17 protein-coding genes and 1 pseudogene are annotated in these 19877 nt (G+C 43.5%); 8 read left to right on the top strand and 10 right to left on the bottom strand.

Translation table 11 applies throughout. From position 1 onward, the window contains the following. Nucleotides 1-54: 54 nt before the first annotated feature. On the top strand, nt 55-708 hold the full coding sequence (locus PLE7327_RS17680; RefSeq protein ID WP_015145163.1) for a YqiA/YcfP family alpha/beta fold hydrolase: 654 nt from the start codon (nt 55-57) through the stop codon (nt 706-708). Nucleotides 709-1597: 889 nt separating this feature from the next. On the opposite strand, the gene PLE7327_RS17675 is transcribed toward PLE7327_RS17680, so the two are convergent. Next, a complete protein-coding gene (locus tag PLE7327_RS17675; protein ID WP_051036462.1) occupies nt 1598-2443 on the bottom strand; it encodes an NB-ARC domain-containing protein in 846 nt (281 codons plus the stop codon). Nucleotides 2444-3743: 1300 nt separating this feature from the next. On the opposite strand from PLE7327_RS17675, the pseudogene PLE7327_RS26710 reads away from it, so the two are divergent. The 7 genes and pseudogenes from PLE7327_RS26710 (at nt 3744) to PLE7327_RS17645 (ending at nt 9886) form a co-directional block, all read left to right on the top strand. Further along, nucleotides 3744-4779: pseudogene (locus tag PLE7327_RS26710) on the top strand (RNA-guided endonuclease InsQ/TnpB family protein). Between the two features lie 55 nt (nt 4780-4834). Further along, nucleotides 4835-5041, top strand: a complete 207-nt coding sequence (locus tag PLE7327_RS25430) for a hypothetical protein (protein WP_217523190.1) — start codon at nt 4835-4837, stop codon at nt 5039-5041. 12 nt (nt 5042-5053) lie between these two features. Then, the gene (locus tag PLE7327_RS25425) at nt 5054-5377 is read left to right on the top strand and encodes an HlyD family efflux transporter periplasmic adaptor subunit (RefSeq protein WP_051036460.1); all 324 of its coding nucleotides are present in this window, start codon (nt 5054-5056) and stop codon (nt 5375-5377) included. Further along, the gene (locus tag PLE7327_RS17660) at nt 5347-6960 is read left to right on the top strand and encodes a peptidase domain-containing ABC transporter (protein ID WP_015145162.1); all 1614 of its coding nucleotides are present in this window, start codon (nt 5347-5349) and stop codon (nt 6958-6960) included. The genes PLE7327_RS25425 and PLE7327_RS17660 overlap by 31 nt, the downstream gene beginning before the upstream one ends. 600 nt (nt 6961-7560) lie before the next feature. After that, on the top strand, nt 7561-8271 hold the full coding sequence (ubiE, locus tag PLE7327_RS17655; RefSeq protein ID WP_015145161.1) for a bifunctional demethylmenaquinone methyltransferase/2-methoxy-6-polyprenyl-1,4-benzoquinol methylase UbiE: 711 nt from the start codon (nt 7561-7563) through the stop codon (nt 8269-8271). A 30-nt stretch (nt 8272-8301) separates the two neighbouring features. Beyond that, nucleotides 8302-9531 (top strand): DUF445 domain-containing protein, encoded by a 1230-nt coding sequence (locus tag PLE7327_RS17650; protein ID WP_015145160.1) that lies wholly within the window; start codon nt 8302-8304, stop codon nt 9529-9531. 109 nt (nt 9532-9640) lie between these two features. After that, nucleotides 9641-9886 (top strand): hypothetical protein, encoded by a 246-nt coding sequence (locus PLE7327_RS17645; RefSeq protein ID WP_015145159.1) that lies wholly within the window; start codon nt 9641-9643, stop codon nt 9884-9886. 531 nt (nt 9887-10417) lie between these two features. Here PLE7327_RS17645 and menD read toward each other — a convergent pair. The 9 genes from menD to hypF form a co-directional block, all read right to left on the bottom strand. Beyond that, nucleotides 10418-12163: a 2-succinyl-5-enolpyruvyl-6-hydroxy-3-cyclohexene-1-carboxylic-acid synthase gene (gene menD / locus PLE7327_RS17640; RefSeq protein ID WP_015145158.1), complete on the bottom strand. Its 1746-nt coding sequence runs from the start codon at nt 12161-12163 to the stop codon at nt 10418-10420. 203 nt (nt 12164-12366) lie between these two features. Continuing rightward, on the bottom strand, nt 12367-12831 hold the full coding sequence (locus PLE7327_RS17635) for a hypothetical protein (RefSeq protein WP_144266134.1): 465 nt from the start codon (nt 12829-12831) through the stop codon (nt 12367-12369). A gap of 185 nt (nt 12832-13016) precedes the next feature. Next, a complete protein-coding gene (locus PLE7327_RS17630; protein ID WP_015145156.1) occupies nt 13017-13811 on the bottom strand; it encodes an aminotransferase class IV in 795 nt (264 codons plus the stop codon). Then, nucleotides 13812-14027 (bottom strand): 4-oxalocrotonate tautomerase family protein, encoded by a 216-nt coding sequence (locus tag PLE7327_RS17625; protein WP_015145155.1) that lies wholly within the window; start codon nt 14025-14027, stop codon nt 13812-13814. A 41-nt stretch (nt 14028-14068) separates the two neighbouring features. After that, complete coding sequence (hypD, locus tag PLE7327_RS17620; RefSeq protein ID WP_015145154.1) at nt 14069-15220, bottom strand: hydrogenase formation protein HypD; 1152 nt, start codon at nt 15218-15220, stop codon at nt 14069-14071. A 208-nt stretch (nt 15221-15428) separates the two neighbouring features. Further along, a complete protein-coding gene (locus PLE7327_RS17615; RefSeq protein WP_015145153.1) occupies nt 15429-15995 on the bottom strand; it encodes a hypothetical protein in 567 nt (188 codons plus the stop codon). A 175-nt stretch (nt 15996-16170) separates the two neighbouring features. After that, nucleotides 16171-16656 (bottom strand): hypothetical protein, encoded by a 486-nt coding sequence (locus PLE7327_RS17610; protein WP_015145152.1) that lies wholly within the window; start codon nt 16654-16656, stop codon nt 16171-16173. 174 nt (nt 16657-16830) lie between these two features. Further along, nucleotides 16831-17079 (bottom strand): HypC/HybG/HupF family hydrogenase formation chaperone, encoded by a 249-nt coding sequence (locus PLE7327_RS17605; RefSeq protein ID WP_015145151.1) that lies wholly within the window; start codon nt 17077-17079, stop codon nt 16831-16833. Nucleotides 17080-17138: 59 nt separating this feature from the next. Further along, nucleotides 17139-19694, bottom strand: a complete 2556-nt coding sequence (gene hypF / locus PLE7327_RS25930; protein ID WP_015145150.1) for a carbamoyltransferase HypF — start codon at nt 19692-19694, stop codon at nt 17139-17141. Nucleotides 19695-19877: the final 183 nt, after the last annotated feature.

The raw sequence follows: 19877 nt of genomic DNA, 5'->3' as shown, positions 1-19877 counted from the left end.
TCTAATGCAGAATGACGTAGTTGCAGATTTTTGCATAGACGATCGAGACTGCTCGTGAGCGTATCGAGTTATATCTATCTGCACGGCTTTGCTTCTAGCCCTTACTCTACTAAAGCTCAATATCTGCGCGATCGCTTCTGGGAGCATCAGATTTCCCTGAAAATTCCCGACCTCAATCAAGGGGATTTTTCCCATCTCACCCTGACTCGACAACTGGAGCAAGTAGCGTCAGAATTCCCCGATTCCGAAAAAACCGAAACCCCCGTCACTTTAATTGGCTCTAGTTTTGGGGGATTGACGGCTTCTCATCTTGCCGAAAACTATTCTCAGGTTCGGTGTCTAGTTCTTCTAGCACCTGCCTTTGGCTTCATCGAACGGTGGCTGTCCCAGTTGGAAGAAGCTCAAATCCGTCAATGGCAAGAGTCTGGCTACTTATCGGTTTATCATTATGGCGAGCAGCGATCGCTCCCACTTCATTATCAATTCCTTATCGATGCCAGTCAATATTCCGAACGCCGGTTACAAAGACCCGTTCCTACTTTAATTTTGCACGGACGCAACGATGAAGTCATTCCCATTCAATCCAGTCGTGACTATGCCAGTCAGCGTCCTTGGGTAGAATTAGTCGAACTAAAGAGCGATCATGCCTTAACCGACGTCTTGCCGGAAATTTGGCAAGCCATTCAGAAATTCTGCCAACTCCAATAAAAAAGTCCTTAAAATAATTTACCCGCCTTCAAGGGCGGGTTATAAACTGTACAAACGATATGGACTCCTAGATGTTAAGTAGTTAATCAATTAGTTACTAGCTAAGGTGGACACAACTCCCATACAACTCTTTCTACACTTGTTAGACCTCTATTTGCCGACTCAGGCGTTGATTGTGGATTGTCCTTTTTTGTTTAGTTGGGGCAGAGCCTCTGAAATTTATCGGATCGAAACCACCTTTACAAGTCCGTGTCTTAATAGCAATAGAAAGATGTTGGGTTGATTAGAACGGGAGGCACTGGCTCTAATCTTTACTTTCCTGGGAAGCTTGTTTCGATTTACTTCCTCGTGCCTTATTTATAAATTATCATGGGCTTCTTTAGATAGGAACTGTTAGCTAATAAACGTTACAGTTGTTCATTCTTTGCAAACTAATGCGAAAAAGCGCAATATTAACCTGAAAAATAGTTGCCATAACACGCACTCTTATGTTTTCCCGTTTGAGTGCTGAAATCTGAGATTAAGTCGGTTGGTCACATACTCTCTAATCATTGGTATTAGCAGAAAACCGACTGCTGTCTTCTCAATCAGCGATCTCTGCCTCAAAGATCTCAAAACTTCTGGCAATTTTGGTCGCGAGTCCGGTAACAAAAAAGTTAATTGCAGTTCTGCTATGTCAACGGGTTGACGCTTCATCGCCAGCAAATACATTACCTCTTTTTCTAAATCTGATAGCCGATTAAATCGTTGGTCTAACAGGTCATATAGTTCGTCAATGACTAATCTCCTTTATTCTAGAAATTCTAAAAAGCTGGCGATATTTACATCAAATAACTCTTGAATTTCCGCCGCCACTAACTTGAGAGCAAGGGGATTGCCCCCGTAGTATTCAATCAGGGTTCTCCAGCAGCAAGCAGCTCTGATGGACGGTTTTGCCGACACATTTGAACAGTTGTCCATATCCTTGATATCCTTCTCGAGAGCGACCCGCGCGATCGCCACTTTGCAAAATCGCTTCCACACTATCGAGAACTACCAGACAGCGAGAAGCTCGCAAACACTCGATTAAGAACATAATACTGCCGTCAAGAGAACTTGGTAAATCGCTGCGCTCCCTTCTGCCTAAAAATCGAATCAGATCTGAGAGTACCTCTTCTACAGCAGGAGCGTTGCGCAGATTGCGCCAAATAACCAACTCAAATTCGTCATGAACTTGCTCGATTAGCTTGGCCGCCAGAGCGGTTTTACCAATCCCACCCATGCCCAACAGCAGCACCAGTCGGCATTGCTCGTCCACAATCCATTGCTCTAGAGTCGTCAGTTCTTCTGTGCGCCCTAAAAATCTCGATACATCGGGAGCTAAGTCGCAATCTCGGCGTTTTCGAGACATAAACCTCTCATCCCCTAGACTCCCTTCGAGCTGCAAGATTTCTGATTCTTGTATATGTCGCTCTAGAATCGCCTTCAAGCTTTTCTTGCCGACTCTCTCGCCTAATCCGTCTGACAGTTGCTTCCATAAATCGGCTGCCACGTCCTTGATGTGCCCTTCAGAACAGTGGGTCATCTCGGCAATATCTTCATAGGTCTGGTCTTGCCAAACTCCTTTTAAGATAGCTCTTTGCAGACGGTTGAGCGGCTTGCCTCTTTTAGCTGAGATAACTTTCTCAGCCAAGTCGAAAGCTTCCTCATGTTTTTCTGCAAGATTGACATCAATTCTTCTTAACTCGATCGTCATAATATAATCGTTTCTTAAAGTGTAAATTGACTTTTAGCATTAACTGCTATATGGTAAAATCAGTCATTTGATAGAGATATAAACCTCTAAAATTGACTCATTCGCTACAAAGATACGAACAGATTTTAAAAAATGGTTACAAAACCAAATAATGCAATTGAAAGTCGCTAAAAAATTGATTCTCTGTCTAAGAAGATATTTGAAAAGTTTATTTTGTCATTCCCAGTCCAGTAAAACGCAACGAAGAATCCCTGTTTAGAGTTGGTATACTCAGATGTTTCGCTTCGCTATCGCTACGCTCAACATGACGAAGTGCTTTTCAGGCTCCGCCGTCTCACTGCGGAATACCTTGCATATTTTCTACTTTTGGAACAACCTGTAAGAGGCTAAAGTCCGTCAGCGATAGAATATCGCTGCCTCATATTTAAAGTCGTCTAAAGACGACTGCATAAGTGTTTTAGTCCATTTTAATGGACTTGAGCTATGAGCCGGGAAATTCATTTCCTGGCGGCTAATGTTACTTAATATTTAGGTTCCAAGAAATAAATTTCTTGATGGGATTGAGTCACAATAAAATCACCCCGCGATTATGTAACTAAATAATTGCAACAAATCCAGCTTCTGTCAGTCGGATAAGTTCGGAAGTAAGGTCTGGAAAAGTCGGAAAAGTAGGGTGTATTTTGTTATGTTAAAGCAGTTTTAAAAAACTGTTAGAAATACGATTAGGGAATACTGCTTGAGTTAAATCTAATGCTAGATTGACTTAGGCGCGATCGCCAAAAGTTTATCCGAGCATTAAAGCTTTTTCATTAAAACTAACCTGTTCTCAAGCAAAACTTATCTTGCCCCCAAAATCTTTCACCGATCATTTATCTCAATAAACGATGAAGCTAACATAGAATTAGCTCGATAGGATCTAAAGATTACTAGATGTTAAGTAATTAAAAGAATTTTAAATCCCTGTTGGGGATTTAGCAATAGGTACTTTCAATCGCTCCCAACTCGATGGACAGATCCCGCAGACAAAAAATTTCATAATGGCTGAAATAACTACAGCATTGTTCTCAATTATTCATACAAGTGTTATAAACGCTGTGGTTCTTTTTCTTATTAACGCTAACTTAACGGAACGCGAAAGTCCCCACCTTCAACGAAGTAAGACGGGGATGAATAGCGGGAGATGAGGATTGCATCTGATATTTGTTTTTGCTACGCAAAAATTGATCTCAGATGTATGACGAATGTAATCTCAGATAAAAAATCAAAAAAGGAGGTAAATAATTTAGTGGCTACGAGACGAATGACTTTTCGGTTATACCCAAATAAGCAGATAGAGCAGTCTTGACGGTATCACCGAAAATTACATAAAGACCTCTACAATGCCACAGTTTATAACCGTTTTACTCAATATCAGAAATTCAATCATTCGGTTAGTTATCTTGAGCAACAGAATTGTTTACCTGCATTTAAGGAAGTTTGGACGGAGTATAAAGAAATCAATTCTCAAGCTCTACAAGCCACCCTAAAGCGGGTTGATTTTGCTTTTGAACGCTGGTTTAAAGGATTAGGTAAACGACCAAAGTTGAAATCAATTCGTCATTATTCAGGTTGGACTTATCCGGCAAAAAGCGGATATTCAGTAGAATCTAATGGGGAAAATGGTTATTTGAACTTGTCTAAAATTGGTCGGATTCAAATGCGCGGTAAAGCTAAGTATTGGGGAGTTCCAACTACTTGCACAATTGTTTACCGTAACGATCGATGGTACGCATCTGTTACCGTTGAGGTGTTAGACCAAGTTCTTAAGCCAGATAGTTTACCAACTGGTGCTGTTGGAATAGATTTAGGATGTAAATCAGCACTTTCAATTACTGATGGCGAGACCAGTAAGGCTAAAAAAGGTAAGCGGAAAAAGCAAAAAGCAGGTTTGAATAAGTCGATCCTAGACGTTGGCTTTGGAATGCTACGTAGCGCCATCAAGTACAAAGTAGAACAAATTGGCGGTGTGTTCGTGGAAGTTCCAACCAAGAAAGTAAAACCTAGTCAAACTTGTCCTCAATGCGGTCATCAACACAAAAAAACTCTTGATATAAGAGTTCATGGATGTACCGCTTGCAATTATGTTCGAGACCGTGACATTGCTGCTGAAGTTATGCTTTATTGGGCTAAAGGTAATCTACCGGGGGTAGGAACTATCCTCGAAGAAGCTGATGCTACTAGCTCTACTTTACGCATTCGTAAACAAGCGGGCGATCTTGAAGCAACTAGGGCAAACGAAGCGTCAAAAACTCAACTCTACTGGGGTGAATGTAGAAACTCACCCCTCAACGAAGTAGGGGTGAGTAGTTCATACAGTTGCAAATTACGACGAACTCAGAGCTGCAAGAAGCAATGGCATCGATGAATCTAGCGGCTGATGAATTAGCTCGATATAAGAAGCTAGAAGACACGGGAGCGATTTCTAAAATGCAAGTTATAGAAAAAGAAGCCGCTCTCAAAGTCGCTACTTCCAGAGTTCAACGGCTCAAAGCTGCCATCAATCCGACAGATGCATCCATTGCCAGGGCCAGAGAGCAAGTCGCTCAAGAAAAAGCCTGAGGAGAATCGACTTTGGCTAGCCTGCACCAGCAAAAAGAACAGCTCTGGCAAAATCGCATTGAAATTCAGACTCAAATCCACCGCACCCAAAAAGAACTCCAGCAAGTCGAGAAAGAACTCGACGGAACCCTCATTCGCGCTCCTATTGACGGCACCGTGCTCCAACTCCAGCTTCGCAATCCAGGACAGGTAGTACAGCCAGGAGGAGCGATCGCTCAGATTGCCCCCCGCAACGCCCCTATGATAGTCAAAGCCAGGGTAGACGAGCGCGATATTAGCAAGGTACAAACAGGTCAAGCCGTCCCTTGGCTAGTCCTTTCTTGCTGCAAATTCTGACCGATGATGTCCTCGTGCGTCAGGATACCAACTTACTTGCGATCGCGATCGTTGGCGTTGTCATCATGCAGTTATTTAGCGGCAGCCTGCTATTGTTGCAATCCAATCCGATCGCTCACTTCAGTCAGCGGTTGCAGTTGGGATTAGTCCTAGAATTTGGACGACAAATCCTTCGCTTGCCTTTAAATTATTATGAAGCCCGGCGCAGTGGCGAGATCGTCAGCCGATTGCGAGACATTAACGATATCAATCAGCTTATCTCTCAGGTGGTTGTCAGTCTGCCCAGCCAGTTTTTTGTGGCGGTGATTTCCTTTTGCCTGATGTTGTTTTACAACGGGAAACTCACCCTAGCCGCGATCGCGATCGGGACGATTATGACGCTATCGAGTTTACCTTTTCTGCCCCCTCTGCGGCGAAAGAATAAAAACCTGATGGTTTTGTCAGCAGAAAATCAAGGCGTTCTCGTCGAAACGTTTAGAGGCGCATTGGTACTCAAAACCACGAATGCTGCCTCGCAATTTTGGGACGAATTTCAGATGCGCTTCGGTCGTCTCGCCAATCTGACTTTCGGCACCATTCAAATCGACATCATCAATATGACTTTCTCGCAACTGATGTCTGGCATCGGTGGCGTTGCTTTGCTGGGGTTGGGTAGCATGCTGGTCATCAACAAAGAATTGACCATCGGTCAACTGCTGGCTTTTAACGCCATGCAGGCTAGAGTTCTGGCTTTTATTGGCGCGTTGATTAGCTTAACCGATGAATATTTTCGCTCCCAAATCGCAGTCGCTCGTCTGCTGGAGACGATCGACGCTACGCCAGAAGACCTTGGAGATCCAAAAAAGCCATTGGTTCTTATCTCCGGCGATGATAGCATCTCGTGCCAAAATCTCTGCTTTCACCATGTCGGCAGGGTTGCCTTGCTTGAAAATTTTTCGCTGTCGCTACCCGGTGGGGTTGCGATCGCTATCATTGGCAAGTCGGGCTGCGGTAAAAGTACGCTGGCAAAACTGCTTGCCGGACTCTATCAACCGCAGTCTGGAACTATTCGTATCGGTTCCTATAATTTGAACGATCTCTCTCTAGAGTGCCTGCGAGATCAAGTCGTCTACGTTCCCCAAGAACCTCATTTCTGGAGTCGCTCGATTCTGGAGAACTTCCGCTTGGGCAATCCCAACATCTCGTTCGATCGCATCGTCAAAGCTTGTCAAATTGCCGATGCGGATAGCTTTATCAGTCAACTCCCCAATGCCTATCAAACGGTTTTGGGGGAATTTGGGGTCAATCTTTCTGGCGGACAGCGGCAGCGACTTGCGATCGCAAGAGCGATCGTCAACGATCCGCCTATCCCGATCTTGGATAAATCCACCGCCGAACTCGATCCCATCAGCGAATCCGAAGTGCTCGATCGCCTCTTAAAACATCGCCAAGGCAAGACTACAATTATGATTTCTCACCGCCCCACGACGATTAATCGAGCCGAATGGCTGGTACTACTCGACAAGGGACGGTTAATCGTAGCAGGCGATCTAGAGTCTTTGCGTACCGTTCCTGGCGAACATTTAAAGTTTTTATCGCTATAGTCACCAAAGGGGATAATAACCATGTCTAAGCCTATCAAACCAGAAAATTCCGAACTTTTAGTCGAATTGTCCGAGCAAGAGCAAGAGACTGTTCGTTCCCAGTAAAGACAGCCCTTCAACCGTCGGCGGATTCGATCTAGGCAATCTGTTTGGTTTCTTTTTCTTCGACCAAACCGAAATAGATACATCCGCATCCCATGCAGTCAGTTTTCCGCTTAAAACTAGCCATGTTTCTTCTTTGTCAAACACGAATTACAGCTTGAGAAGAACCTCCCTCGCTTTTGGCATACCGATGTCGAGATCTAATCGCAGAAGTTTTTTGCCCTTTAATCGGCTATTGCGGCGGATTTTGTCTCGATTTTGGTGATTTTTGACGATTAACACTATTGCTAAAAAAGAGCGCTACAGATGCTCCTTGAGGGAGTCTTATACAAGAGAGCTGTTGACTAATTGCGAATTGGTATAATGCCGCTGTTGTTCCTCGTTGTCGCCGCCATTCTTCTGGACACAGTTTTCAGAAAAATGGCGGCTTCGCCTTGTCTGTCCAATCTTCTTCTGTTCTATGGCAAAATCTGTAGCTAGTTTATAGTGGAAATAGATATGACCAACAATATGTCGCCTGCTGCATCAGAAATTCAGGCAATATTCGATCGCATTGCTCCTGTATACGACCAATTAAATAATTGGTTGAGTTTGGGACAGCATCGCATTTGGAAACTGATGGCGGTAAAGTGGAGCGAACCCAGTCCCGGCTATGTTGGATTAGACCTATGCTGCGGTAGCGGCGATTTAGCACAACTATTAGCCCGACAAGTCGGTTCGACTGGTCGAGTTGTTGGCGTTGACTTCTCAAAAGAACAGTTGGCGATCGCTCGTCAACGAAATTCTAACCAATTTTCCCCCTTTCCCATCGAGTGGGTCGAAGGAGATGCTCTTAGCTTACCTTTCGATGACAATACCTTCGACTGTGCTACCATGGGCTATGGTCTGAGAAACGTGACCGACATTCCCCGTTGCTTGCAAGAATTGTACCGCGTCCTCAAACCCGGTGCTAAGGCAGCGATTCTAGACTTTCATCGCCCTGACCAATCGCTGATGCTTGCCTTTCAGCAGTGGTATCTGCAAACAATTGTCGTTCCGACAGCTCGACGTTTCGGACTGACTGAAGAATATGCTTATATCAGTCCTAGCTTAGAGCGATTTCCCACGGGAATAGAACAAATTAAACTTGCCTATGAAGCAGGATTTGCTCGGGCTATTCACTACCCCATTGCAGGTGGCATGATGGGAGTATTAGTCATTACTAAATAGACATAAAAATCTACAAACGCGATCGCAGCTTTGGACTCAGCTACCCTCTGGACATTAATCGTGCCGCCTCTAGGCGGAGCTATTATTGGCTATTTCACCAACGATATAGCTATCAAAATGCTATTTCGCCCCTATAGAGCCATTTATATAGGCAAGCGACGGCTCCCTTTTACCCCAGGTTTAATTCCTGCCAACCAAGAACGCCTTGCTAAACGAATTTCCGATACGATTATGGGTTCTCTGCTAACCCCAGACGAACTACAAAAGCTGGCAAAGCGTTTGTTGGCAACCGAGCGAGTCGAGGGGGCAATTCGCTGGTTATTAAATCTGGGACTCAAACAAGTTCGAGGCGATAGGCAACAAAAAACTGCCAAAATCCTGGCAGAAATTTTGCGGGATTTGTTTGGAGAATCCCTACCTCGATTACTAAAAGCCCTCTCCCGTCGAGAAGATTTTCTCGAAGAACAAATCAATCAAATTTTTGATAAAGTTTTATTAGAATTTAGCCTCAGCGACTTGCAAGCGCGACAGCTAGCTGACTGGTTGCTAGAAACAGTAGTTCCTCCAGACATTATCCGACAAGCACTGATCGACTTTTTAACCGATCGCAACATTCAGGTTATCGATGAAAGTTTTCGAGAAAAAACAAGCGGAACTTATTGGGTAGTCGCCAATCTATTCGGACTGCGTAACGCCCTCGCCCGTTTGCGAACATTTTGCCTCGACGAGAAAGAAATTGCAAATACTCGTCTAAAAGAGCTATTGCTCTCCTTAGAGGCTCGAAATCGCCTGAGAACCTGGTTACAAAGCCTTTCTTTACAACATTTGCCGATTTCCACAGTGCGACAATTGCGCAAAACCATTCGCGATATAGTTCGTACCTATATTCAAGAAAGTGGTGCCGAATTCTTGCAAGAGTTTGGGAAGTCGGTTGACTGGGAGCAAATAGCTTCATTAATCGTCAATCGACTTCAATCTTCCCAAGCCGTTACCAGTTCTTTGGAAACTATCGGTCGAGAACTCGCCCTAATTTTAGAGCGCTATTTGGAAGAAGATTTAGAAAAGCTAGTAGAACAAATCATTCCGATTTTATCGATCGACCAAGTGATTATTGCTAGAGTTCAAGCGACTTCTCCTCAAGAGTTAGAGTTAGCAATTCAAGGCATTGTCAAAAATGAATTGCAAGCTATTGTAAATTTGGGCGGTATATTGGGGTTTATTGTTGGTTTGACGCAAACGATTTTGCTGCTGTTGCGATGAAGATAAGAAATGTTAGTTTTTGTTCTAATTAATATTGATTGATGGCTAGTCTAGATAGGATTATGTTAGAGCAATAAATGTCGCGATCGCTCGAACGAGTCAAAGAGTCATGAATATCAAACTGGTTATCTTTTCAGGAATAATCACTGCGCTCCTTGGTTCGGTTCTCGGACTAGCCGCAGCTCACATCGGTCAAAAAGATTTCAATCAACCTCGATACGAAAGCCAATTCTATTCAGACCTACATTACAAATATTATGGAATCATCGGCGCAGGTCTGGGATTTGCAATTGGTGTTAGCCAAGAATGTGTTAGAGAACTCAAAGCTAAAAGAGATAAAGAATTAGAGCAGTAAGATCGATTTTGGATTGGGGATTGGTCATTAGTCAAATCGTAAAAAATCCGCTTCGAGTAAATTTCTGCAGTAAGATCGATTTTGGATTGGGGATTGGTCATTAGTCATTAGTCATTTGATGAAAGGATTTTCGATTTTGGATGAAAGGATTGAGGGGTAATTAGTAGTTATTGGTTAGTGGTTAGTAGTTTGTCTTCTTGCTCTTCTTCGGAGTCCCTGGTTGAGTGACAAAACTCAAATCGCCCTCACCCCAACCCCTCTCCCAGAGCGGGAGAGGATCTCTCAACTTCAGACTTTGGACTGAAGTCCCTTCGCCCCTTGTGGGAGAAGGGATTTAGGGATGAGGAGACAAAGATTTGTCAGCTAACTAGCCGGAGTCCTCCTTGTCTCAGAAGTCTCCGAGTCTCCCCATCTCTGAGTCCCCCGCTCCTCTGACTTCCGACTTCTGTCTTCTTGAAATAAGAAGGCGACAGATGAATTTACAGAATTCAATCATAGAAAGGGTTTCCAAATCCAAAATTCAAAATGGTATTATCTATCCCCTGCAAATTTTTTCAAATTATCTTGTAACCAACGAGCATCAGCTTTGCGATCTGTCTGCACTTCCAGCACGCGAACTCCTATTTCTGGGAGTGGATTTAATAACTGCTCTAACTGTTTCCAAGTAGTAATAAGCTGATATTCAACCTCATAAGTCGCACATAATTTTGCAAAATTAATATTTTGGGGTGTAGCAAAAAACTCTTCAAATGGAGGTTCGAATTGAGAAATCGGTAACATTTCAAAAATTCCTCCGCCATTATTGTTAATTAAAATAATAGTGAGATGACCGATAAATTTCTGTTTAATTAAAAAACCATTAGTATCATGTAGCAGTGCTAAATCTCCTGTCAACAAAACGCTACTTTGATGGCGATGGGCAATTCCTAAAGCAGTCGATAAAGTGCCGTCAATTCCATTAGCTCCGCGATTAAAATAAGGTATGATTCCACTATTTCTGGGCATCCAAAAGAATTCTAAATCTCGCACGGACATACTATTGGCAATAAAAATTGGCGTATCTGGCGGTAAAGTTTGCGAAAGTAACCAAGCTGCTTTCCCTTCTAAAAAATGGTCGATCGCTCGCATTGTTCGGTCGATCGTTTGTCTTACTTGTGTTTCCGCCTCGCACCAATATTTGAGATAGTTGGTTGGATTAGCGATCGCTGGTTCTGGAAGATGATGAGTTAATTGTTCGATCGATGTCCGTAAATGAATCGTTTTGCCATGAAGCGGATCGAAGTTTTCCCAACTCGGATCGACGATCCAGCGGTGGGGTTGCGTTGTTTCTAACCAAGTGCGAAGTTCTTTACTAGTAGGCAATTCGCCCAATTGAATGACGATTTCTGGGGCTAATTTTTCAGCGAGTTGGCGATCGCGTAAAATCGGGTCGTAGGTCGCAATTAAATAAGGATTGAGATCGGCATAATTTCTCAGGGGAGAGAGTGCTTCCGCGAGAACGGGATAATTAAGAAAGCAAGACAGGCGCGCGATCGCTTGACAATATTCTTTATTGTGGTGGGAACTCATAACGCCAGCAATAATAATGCCCCGTTCGCAGGATTGCCAATTGTCTAAGGGAAGAGGGATACGAGATAAAGGATGAATGTAATTTTCGCTGCTAACGATTCGAGCAAAAAATTCTTCTGAGTCAAACTCGGATGCGAGTGCTTCCGTATCGGGGTTAGGAATAGGGGCTAGAGGTTCGCGAAAAGGAAAATTGAGATGGACGACTCCTGGGATAGGAAAGCGCGATCGCTCCCAAGCATGAATGAGGGTTTGCCGCAAATAGCACAGCATTCCCATATCCAAACTAGGGACGGCTAATTCAGTTTGCCAGTTGGGATAATTGCCATATAATTTCACTTGATCGATCGTTTGTCCGGCATGGCAATGGCGCAATTCTGGCGGGCGATCGGCAGTCATTATGATAAGAGAGACGCGACTTTCTTTCGCTTCGATGACTGCGGGATAAAAATTCGCTCCTGCCGTTCCAGAGGTACAGATTAGGGCGACAGGCAATCCCTTTCTTTTGGCGATTCCCAAGGCAAAAAAGGCAGCAGAACGCTCGTCTAAAATCGGAATGGCTTCTATAGCGGGATGTCGGGCAAAAGCAATCGTTAAAGGCGATGAGCGAGAACCGGGACAGATTACGGCAACTGTTAATCCCAGACGAGATAAGGTTTCTACCACAATAGATGACCAAAGCGCATTGACGTTGCGAAAATCGAGAGGCATGAATAACCCATAGTGTCTGCTACCTGCGAACTTTGATTATGCATCACAACAGTTGTCTTCTTCTAGAGGTTGGGAACAAGTATTTTAGTATTTTCCGTCTGCGGTTCTTGGTATTCAGTTAGGGGTTAGTAGTTTGTCTTGTTCCTCTTCTTCGGAGTCTTCGGAGTTTCCCCACTCCCCCACACTCCCTACACCTCCGTCTCCTAGTTTCCCTGTCTCCCTCTCTCTCCTGCTCCCTCATCTGTGCTGTTGTCTAACTCAGTCATATCAATCAACAGCCGCACTTTAGTATTATCGCCGTCATCTCCAGGAGCCATCGATGCATCGAGTTCGCGCTTACTCCTGAGATTATCTCCGAAATCGAGTATAAACCCCTTGCCTAACGGATCGAATTCATTTTCATTTCTGGATTCGGAGTAGTTAGTAACCGTTCCTTGCGGGTTCGCAGGAAAGAAACTTTCCCTGTTGCGATTGCCAACTTCTATGGTATCGAGAGAGCTGCTAGATGACGCATCTACTGGTGGTAAAGGTTTTGGCTCGTTAAGAGGTTCCGCACTGGCGCTAAAGCTACCAACAACTAAGGTTATTCCTATTCCTATAATTAAACCGATGTGAAGTAACATCAAGCTAACTCCAATATCTCGCTTGCCACGCTTTAATGCTAACAATAATTCTTGTTTTTTCCTTCTTCCAAGAGAGAGAAATTCTTAACGATTATTGAGATAAATTGAATACCTAAAAAAAGTAGATATTTTAAAAAAATAAATTTTAGATTAATTAAAAATTAATCTAAATCTGTAAATTTTAAGAGAAATTATGTCTGCTTTTTAAATAAGTTAAGCCTAATTTAATATTAGGTTAAAAAATAACTCCGTAAATGTTCTAATGCCAAGAGATTGCAATTGAGAAACTGTTTTCCCAAGGGATGAATAATGAGTGAAAAGGGAATAATTTCCATGACGCTATTACTATAAGCGATCGCTTCCAAGTCTCTGACAAATTCTGGAGTCCATCGATTTTGTTTGACGGGTATATTTTGAGATTGCAACCACTCGATTAACTGCGATCGTGCGATCCCCGGTAAAAGCTTTTCCTCTAGAGCCGGAGTCCACCAACATTCTTCTTTCCATCCCCAAAGATTTCCGGTACTGGTTTCTAGCCAATTGCCTGCTTCATCGAGCAAAATAGCCTCCTTTGCTCCTAATTTTTGCGCTTTTTGTCGGGCAAGCCACGCACTTAAATAATTACCCGTTTTATAAGCGGCTAGAGAGCGTCTATATAGCGATTCATCGGCTACCCATCCGACAATTCCTTGTTGCTGACGTTCTTTTAAATCTACAGGTAGCGATTGCCCGATAATCCATTCTCGTCCATCGGCAAAAATTGCGATTCTCAGAACGGGATAATACGCAAGTAAGATTTCTACTCCCTGTCGCAGCCGTCTCCAGTCGGGCGACTGCCACTCAAACGCTTGGATGCTATGGCGCAGGCGATCGCAGTGCAATTGCCAATGCGTCAGGGGACGATCTAGCGAGCGATCGTAAACGCGCAGCGTGGTAAATACTGTCGCCCCATAAAGCAATCCGGGATCGTCGATTCCAATCGATAACGAGTCACCTTCAATTAACTCTCCGTCATACCAAAACATTTAACTCTTTTTCTGAGCGTGTTTGTCAGAATGTCGATCGATATGTAATTCGCCGCCAACTGCCCAGTTTTCGGGATCGAATTCGTCGATATGAATTGTTACCCATTCTGGTTTCGTTCCCAATGTAGAAACGAGAGTGTCAGTAACCGCTTGGGCGAGTTTCCGTTTGAGTTCGACGGAGTGACCTTTGGCAATTTGAATAGTAACGAATGGCACGTAATTTCCTCCTTATTTATTTTGTTGTATTCAAAAGGATTTTAGGCAGATACTTTGTTGGGTTTAGCTGCTTTAGCAAGCGTAGAAAGGCGACCGTATTTGTAATAGGCGGCACAAGCGCCTTCCGAGGACACCATACAAGTTCCTATAGGCGTTTCGGGAGTGCAAGCCGTGCCAAAAACTTTACATTCCCAAGGTTTCAAAACTCCTTTGAGGATTTCCCCACACTGACAGGCAGCCGAATCGGCAACTTTAAGATTGGGAACGCAAAACTTGACTTCTGCATCAAAATATGCATATTCTTCCTTGATTTTCAATCCTGATTCTGTAATCTCTCCCAGTCCCCGCCATTCAAACTTGTCTCGCACTTCAAAGACTTTGCCCATGGTTTCTAGGGCGATGCTGTTGCCGCCTTCTTTAACGAGGCGAGTATATTGGTTTTCTACTTCGCAGCGACCTTCGATAATTTGCTTGAGAAGCATCCAAATCGATTGTAGGATGTCGAGGGGTTCAAATCCAGAAATGACTAGAGGTTTGTGGTATTTCTCGGCAATAATTTGATAGGGTTCTATTCCGATAATCGTACTGACATGACCGGGACCAATAAAGCCATCAAGTTTGAGGTCGGGATTGACCAGGAGGGCTTCTAGGGCGGGAACGACGAGGACGTGATTGCAAAAGAGGCTAAAATTATGAATGCCTTCTGCTTCTGCTTGTAGGACGGTTAAAGCGGTGCTGGGGGCAGTGGTTTCAAAGCCAATCCCGAAAAAAACGACCTCCTTATCTGGGTTATCCTTGGCAATGGGCAAGGCATCTAGGGGAGAGTAGATCGTGCGAATATCTGCACCTTCTGCTTTTGCTTGCAGCAAACTCTTTTTGGAACCGGGAACCCGCATGGCATCGCCAAAGGTAGTAAAGATTACGTTAGGATGTTCGGCAAGCGCGATCGCAGCATCTAATCGTCCCCTCGGCATTACGCACACCGGACAGCCGGGACCGTGAATTAGTTCTATGCTGGCGGGCAAGGCTTCTTCAATGCCGTATTTAAAAATGGAATGAGTATGACCGCCGCAGATTTCCATCAGCTTCAACGGTTCTTCTGGCGTTTTTTCTAACAGTTCGCTGAGTCGTTTTATTTCTTCTAATAAAGCTTTAGCTTTTTGCGGATCTCTAAATTCAGTTACGTATTTCATTGTTTTTTCTTCCTTTTAAAAGGATTATTTGGTGAAAGAAGATTTGTAAATAAATTAATAATACTTTTAGACTTAGGGCGTTTTTTCTCAACTGATTGCCGCTCGAGCTCACTCTTTACTTTGTCAACAATTTTTATAACAAATGTTTGTGAGCGCATAACATAAGCTAATATACACCAAGATATTCCATGCAGTATTAACACAGATTTCAGACTGAACTCATTCGTATTTCTGCTTGGGAAAAAGTCAAAAGTATTCCTATTTTTATCTTGCTTGGGTCGTCAATTTTAAATAAAATTGTAAGCAAAATTAACAATAACCCTAAAACCCAAAATGAGAGTGATATAATCCTCCAAAATCGATAGGAGATTCTATCTTGTCGGTTAATTTTTCTGATTCTTAATTCTCCATTATGGTCGCAGAATAAAAAGTCATGTTTAAAAACATGATTAATATCTGAATATGTTATCCTTCCATTTGCTGATTCAACTAGTTTAGTTATTTTTTCTCTGAGATGCTTTTCAGCCTTAATTCCTGTGGTTTGTTGAAAGTATTTTGAATATAGCTCTTCTTGTACTGCTTCTCTCGTCTCTCGATCGAGATCTCCTTTAAGGAGATTTTCTAATCTTGTCACCTTTCTATTTAAAAGACAATCGACAAATTCATAAATATCTTTTAATCTAAATACAAAAATGAGTAACAAAGCAGAAATAATCGACCGAATATTCTCATTTTCTTTTAAAATATTTAAAATTTCTTTAAGAATATCAGTCATTTAAGCCCTCACAAATAATTCAACTTTCAATTAATTAATACATGTTTATTAATCGATACTCTTAATTTTCCATCAACCCGATAATTTAATTTTATCTGTCATTTCTTTTGCTTTTTGCGATCGCATCATTTTGGCAGTTAGGTGGGCAATGCCCACCCTACAATTACTACAATTACTACTCATCTTCTTCTGGAGGTTGCGTTAAGACTTCAAAAACAGTCGTCGCGCAGGATTCTCTCTTCTCATCAATTTCTTTCACTCGTTCGGTAATTTCTTTTGCCTCCTCTATTTTTCCCAATCTAGCTAGCAGAAATCCTTGAGCAGCATAAGCATTTAAATACATTCTAATTGGCGACTCATTTTTTCGTTCTGCTAAAATTGGTTGAAGTTTCTCCCATTCATCTGGTAAGTTATTCTCTTGCTTGAGTTTCTTACTAACTTTTTCGGCAATTTTTATTGCCATTTCTGAATTATTTTTGTAGAAAAAGAATCGATACGCACCTACCAAAACGTCTAAATTATCTTCAGCTTTTGCCAATGCTTCGTTCACATATTTTTGTGATTCGGCTGTATTTTCCCAGTTTTCGGAGGCTAAAACTAACAGGTTTTTAATATCCTCTGGAATGTCGTACCAGGAAAATTGCTGTTCGGTGGTTTGCATTTTGAAAGACTCCGGTATTAGTTAGTAGTTAGTGGTTAGTTGTTAATTGTTTGCGATTAATTTATCTACTCCAATACACCTACAAAATTCTTTAATAACTGTACGGGCGGGTTCGGTTCGATTCCTCTGCAACAAGATTATCGCCTTGATAATTAAACCCGCCCCTAGCGATCGCTATTCGATCGCTGCTGCCATTTCTGCTAACATTTCTAATGTTTCGGCTGCTTCTTGTTCGTCAAGGCGACTCAAGGCAAAACCGACATGAACTTGCACCCAATCGCCGATGTAGGATTCGATGGGATGCTCGTCATCGACAATGCAGGCAATGTTAACTTGTCGTTTGACTCCCCCAATATCGACCAGGGCTAATTTATGGGTAGCATCGGTAATTTCAACAATTTGACCGGGAATTCCTAAACACATACGATTTTGGATTTTAGATTTTAGATTAATAATTTTCTTGCCCTATTTTCTTTTGAGTTTTAAAAGAATCGGGCGGCTGCGATCGCGACTTGACCGAGAGACAATCCGCCATCGTTGGACGGCACTTTGCCGTGCGTCAGAACTTGGATTCCCATTGCTTGCAAGCGATCGCATAGTTCGACTAACAGCAGTCGATTCTGAAATACGCCGCCAGTCAGGGCGACTCGATTAATCTTCTCTTCCCCGTAACGAATGCGATCGACCATAGACGCGATCGCGTTAGCGAGTCCTTGATGAAACTTGGCAGCCATAACCTCTTGAGGGGTGTCTTGCTTTAAGTCTTCCAAAAGTGCTTGCCACATCGGACGAGGTTCCAGGTAGGGAAGAGGCGATCGTCCCCTACCTTCTAGATTAGCGATAGTAAAGGGATAACCCTCGATTTCTTCAGAGTGAGTTAATATACAAGATTCGGCTATGGCTTCGAGTGCGATCGCGCCTTGTCCTTCATAGCTACAAGACTCTCGACATATTCCTATTGCCGCCGCTACCGCATCAAACAAGCGCCCGCCCGAAGACGCGAGGGGCGAGTTGATGCCTTTTTCCATCATTTGGTCGAGGAGAGTTAGGGGCTTTTGTTTGAGGAAGGTCAGAAGTTCTAAATTTTCTGGCGGTAATTCTGCCCCAAACGCAGCTTTCAAATGAGCATAAGTATTGCGCCATGGCTGATAGATTGCCTGTTCTCCTCCAAGCATCGCCACGGGTTTGAAAGTCCCTAGCCTTTTATAGCCTTGGTAGTCGGCTAAAAGGAATTCTCCTCCCCATAACGTACCGTCTTCTCCGTAACCCAACCCATCTAAGGCAATGCCTAACACGGGCGGCGCATCGATGGGTAGATGATTTTCTGCCATGCAAGCGGCAACGTGGGCGTGATGGTGTTGGATGGCATACAGTTTCAGAGAGTTGGCAGCAGCTAATTCTTTGCCGAGTTTGGTAGAAAGGTATTCGGGATGGAGGTCGATCGCGATCGCTTTTGGCTGATGCTCTAGTAAACTCAAATAGAGATCGAGTGTTTTTTTATAAGCTTCAGAAGCAGCGGCATTTTCTAAATCGCCAATGTGTTGAGAAAGAATAGCTTGTCCATCTCGTAGCAGACAGAATGTATTCTTCAGTTGACTGCCCATTGCTAGAATGGGTGGAATGTCTTTGAATCCTTCTGGTAAATTGATGGGTGCAGGCGCATAACCACGGGCGCGGCGAAGGATTTGGAATCGATTTCTTGCCTGAATCCCAACTTCTGATTGAGAATCAATTCCCAAGCTAACCGCACAAGTCCTCTTAAGAGAATTTTGTTTATTAGCCAAGAAATTAATTTCTTGGCGGGTGAGAGGTTTTGGCAAGAAATTTAGTGTTTTTGAGTTTCTAATACCGATAATGCAAACGACTGAATCATCGACGCGATTTACAATATCTCGATTGTGGAATAGAAAGTAATCTGCAATTCCTGCTAACTTCTTGCGGGCATCTTCGTTGTCGATGCATTGGGGTTCGTCGGATAAGTTACCGCTAGTGAGGACGATAGGAATTTCTAGTCGCTTCAGTGCCAAATGGTGTAAGGGAGTGTAAGGAAGCATAAAGCCCAAGTAATTTTGACCGGGCGCGACAGAAGGGGCGATGAGATTTTGGATTTTAGATTCATCGCTTTGATTATCTCGTTCTCTCCTTTGTAAGAGAACAATCGGGGCGGCGGGACTTTCAAGAAGTTCTCTTTCTGCCGCACTTACGAGGCAATATTTCTCGATAATATTAATATCTCTCGCCATTAAAGCCAGTGGTTTGTCGGGACGACGCTTCGAGTAACGTAGCTTTTGCACGACTGCTTCATTAGTGGCATCGCAGGCGAGATGGAAGCCTCCCAATCCCTTGATAGCAACGATCTGTCCCTGTTGAATAAGCGTACAGACAACATCCACGTCATCTAGCATCGAGAACATATGAGCGGTGATTGGCTTCCCATCGAAACGTTCCAGCCATGCTTTAGGTCCGCATACCGGACAGGCAGTTGGTTGGGCGTGAAATCTGCGATCGCTCGGATCTTCATAATTTCTGATACAATCGGGACACATCTTAAACTCCGCCATGCTAGTATTGCTGCGATCGTAAGGCAGGCGTTTAATAATGCTCAGACGAGGACCGCAGTGGGTGCAGTTGGTAAAGGGATAACGATACCAGCGACTGAAAGGGTCAAAAATTTCAGCGCGACAAGCGGGGCAAGTGGCAGCATCGGCAGCGATTTCGGTGCGGATAGAAGTACTGCTACTCTCAGCAATAGTAAAATCGGTAAAAGTGCGATCGCCCTCATAAGGACGGCGAATAATGGCTTCAATTTTTGCTAGAGGAGGACATTCGACACGCAATCTTTCTACAAAAGTATCGATCGCGTCCCGCTTGCCCGCCACATAAATCCATACCCCTTCGCCATCATTGCCAACTTCTCCCCGTAACCGACAATCTTTAGCCAGACGATATACGGTAGGACGAAACCCTACCCCCTGAACTGTTCCCCGTACTCGAATTTCTTCCGCTATCTCTGCGTTAGTCGATCTGAGTCGAACCATCTCCTCTCCTTCTCTGCGTCTGGAGCGCCTCTGCGTGAGATAAAATCCCAAACCCCATTTGAAGAAACTAGAATCAATCAAACGCGATTATTTCCAGAATTAGCAATTATTGCCGTCCTGCCGCAAATTTGACACGACTTTCGAAGCGATCTCGGCTAATCTAATTTGTGCTTCTTTAAGATT

The organism is Pleurocapsa sp. PCC 7327 (assembly GCF_000317025.1).
In the GTDB taxonomy this organism is placed as follows: Bacteria; Cyanobacteriota; Cyanobacteriia; order Cyanobacteriales; family Microcystaceae; genus Hydrococcus.
Note: the sequence above shows the minus strand (reverse complement) of the source record. Positions and strands in the feature narration are given on the sequence as shown.

What these genes read in the sequence shown, in the direction of transcription:
- PLE7327_RS17675 (WP_051036462.1), bottom strand. Translation starts at nt 2,443, where the DNA reads ATGACGATCGAGTTAAGAAGAATTGATGTCAATCTTGCAGAAAAACAT.
- PLE7327_RS25430 (WP_217523190.1), top strand. Translation starts at nt 4,835, where the DNA reads ATGGCATCGATGAATCTAGCGGCTGATGAATTAGCTCGATATAAGAAG.
- ubiE (WP_015145161.1), top strand. Translation starts at nt 7,561, where the DNA reads ATGACCAACAATATGTCGCCTGCTGCATCAGAAATTCAGGCAATATTC.
- PLE7327_RS17645 (WP_015145159.1), top strand. Translation starts at nt 9,641, where the DNA reads ATGAATATCAAACTGGTTATCTTTTCAGGAATAATCACTGCGCTCCTT.
- menD (WP_015145158.1), bottom strand. Translation starts at nt 12,163, where the DNA reads ATGCCTCTCGATTTTCGCAACGTCAATGCGCTTTGGTCATCTATTGTG.
- PLE7327_RS17630 (WP_015145156.1), bottom strand. Translation starts at nt 13,811, where the DNA reads ATGTTTTGGTATGACGGAGAGTTAATTGAAGGTGACTCGTTATCGATT.
- hypD (WP_015145154.1), bottom strand. Translation starts at nt 15,220, where the DNA reads ATGAAATACGTAACTGAATTTAGAGATCCGCAAAAAGCTAAAGCTTTA.
- PLE7327_RS17615 (WP_015145153.1), bottom strand. Translation starts at nt 15,995, where the DNA reads ATGACTGATATTCTTAAAGAAATTTTAAATATTTTAAAAGAAAATGAG.
- PLE7327_RS17610 (WP_015145152.1), bottom strand. Translation starts at nt 16,656, where the DNA reads ATGCAAACCACCGAACAGCAATTTTCCTGGTACGACATTCCAGAGGAT.
- PLE7327_RS17605 (WP_015145151.1), bottom strand. Translation starts at nt 17,079, where the DNA reads ATGTGTTTAGGAATTCCCGGTCAAATTGTTGAAATTACCGATGCTACC.
- hypF (WP_015145150.1), bottom strand. Translation starts at nt 19,694, where the DNA reads ATGGTTCGACTCAGATCGACTAACGCAGAGATAGCGGAAGAAATTCGA.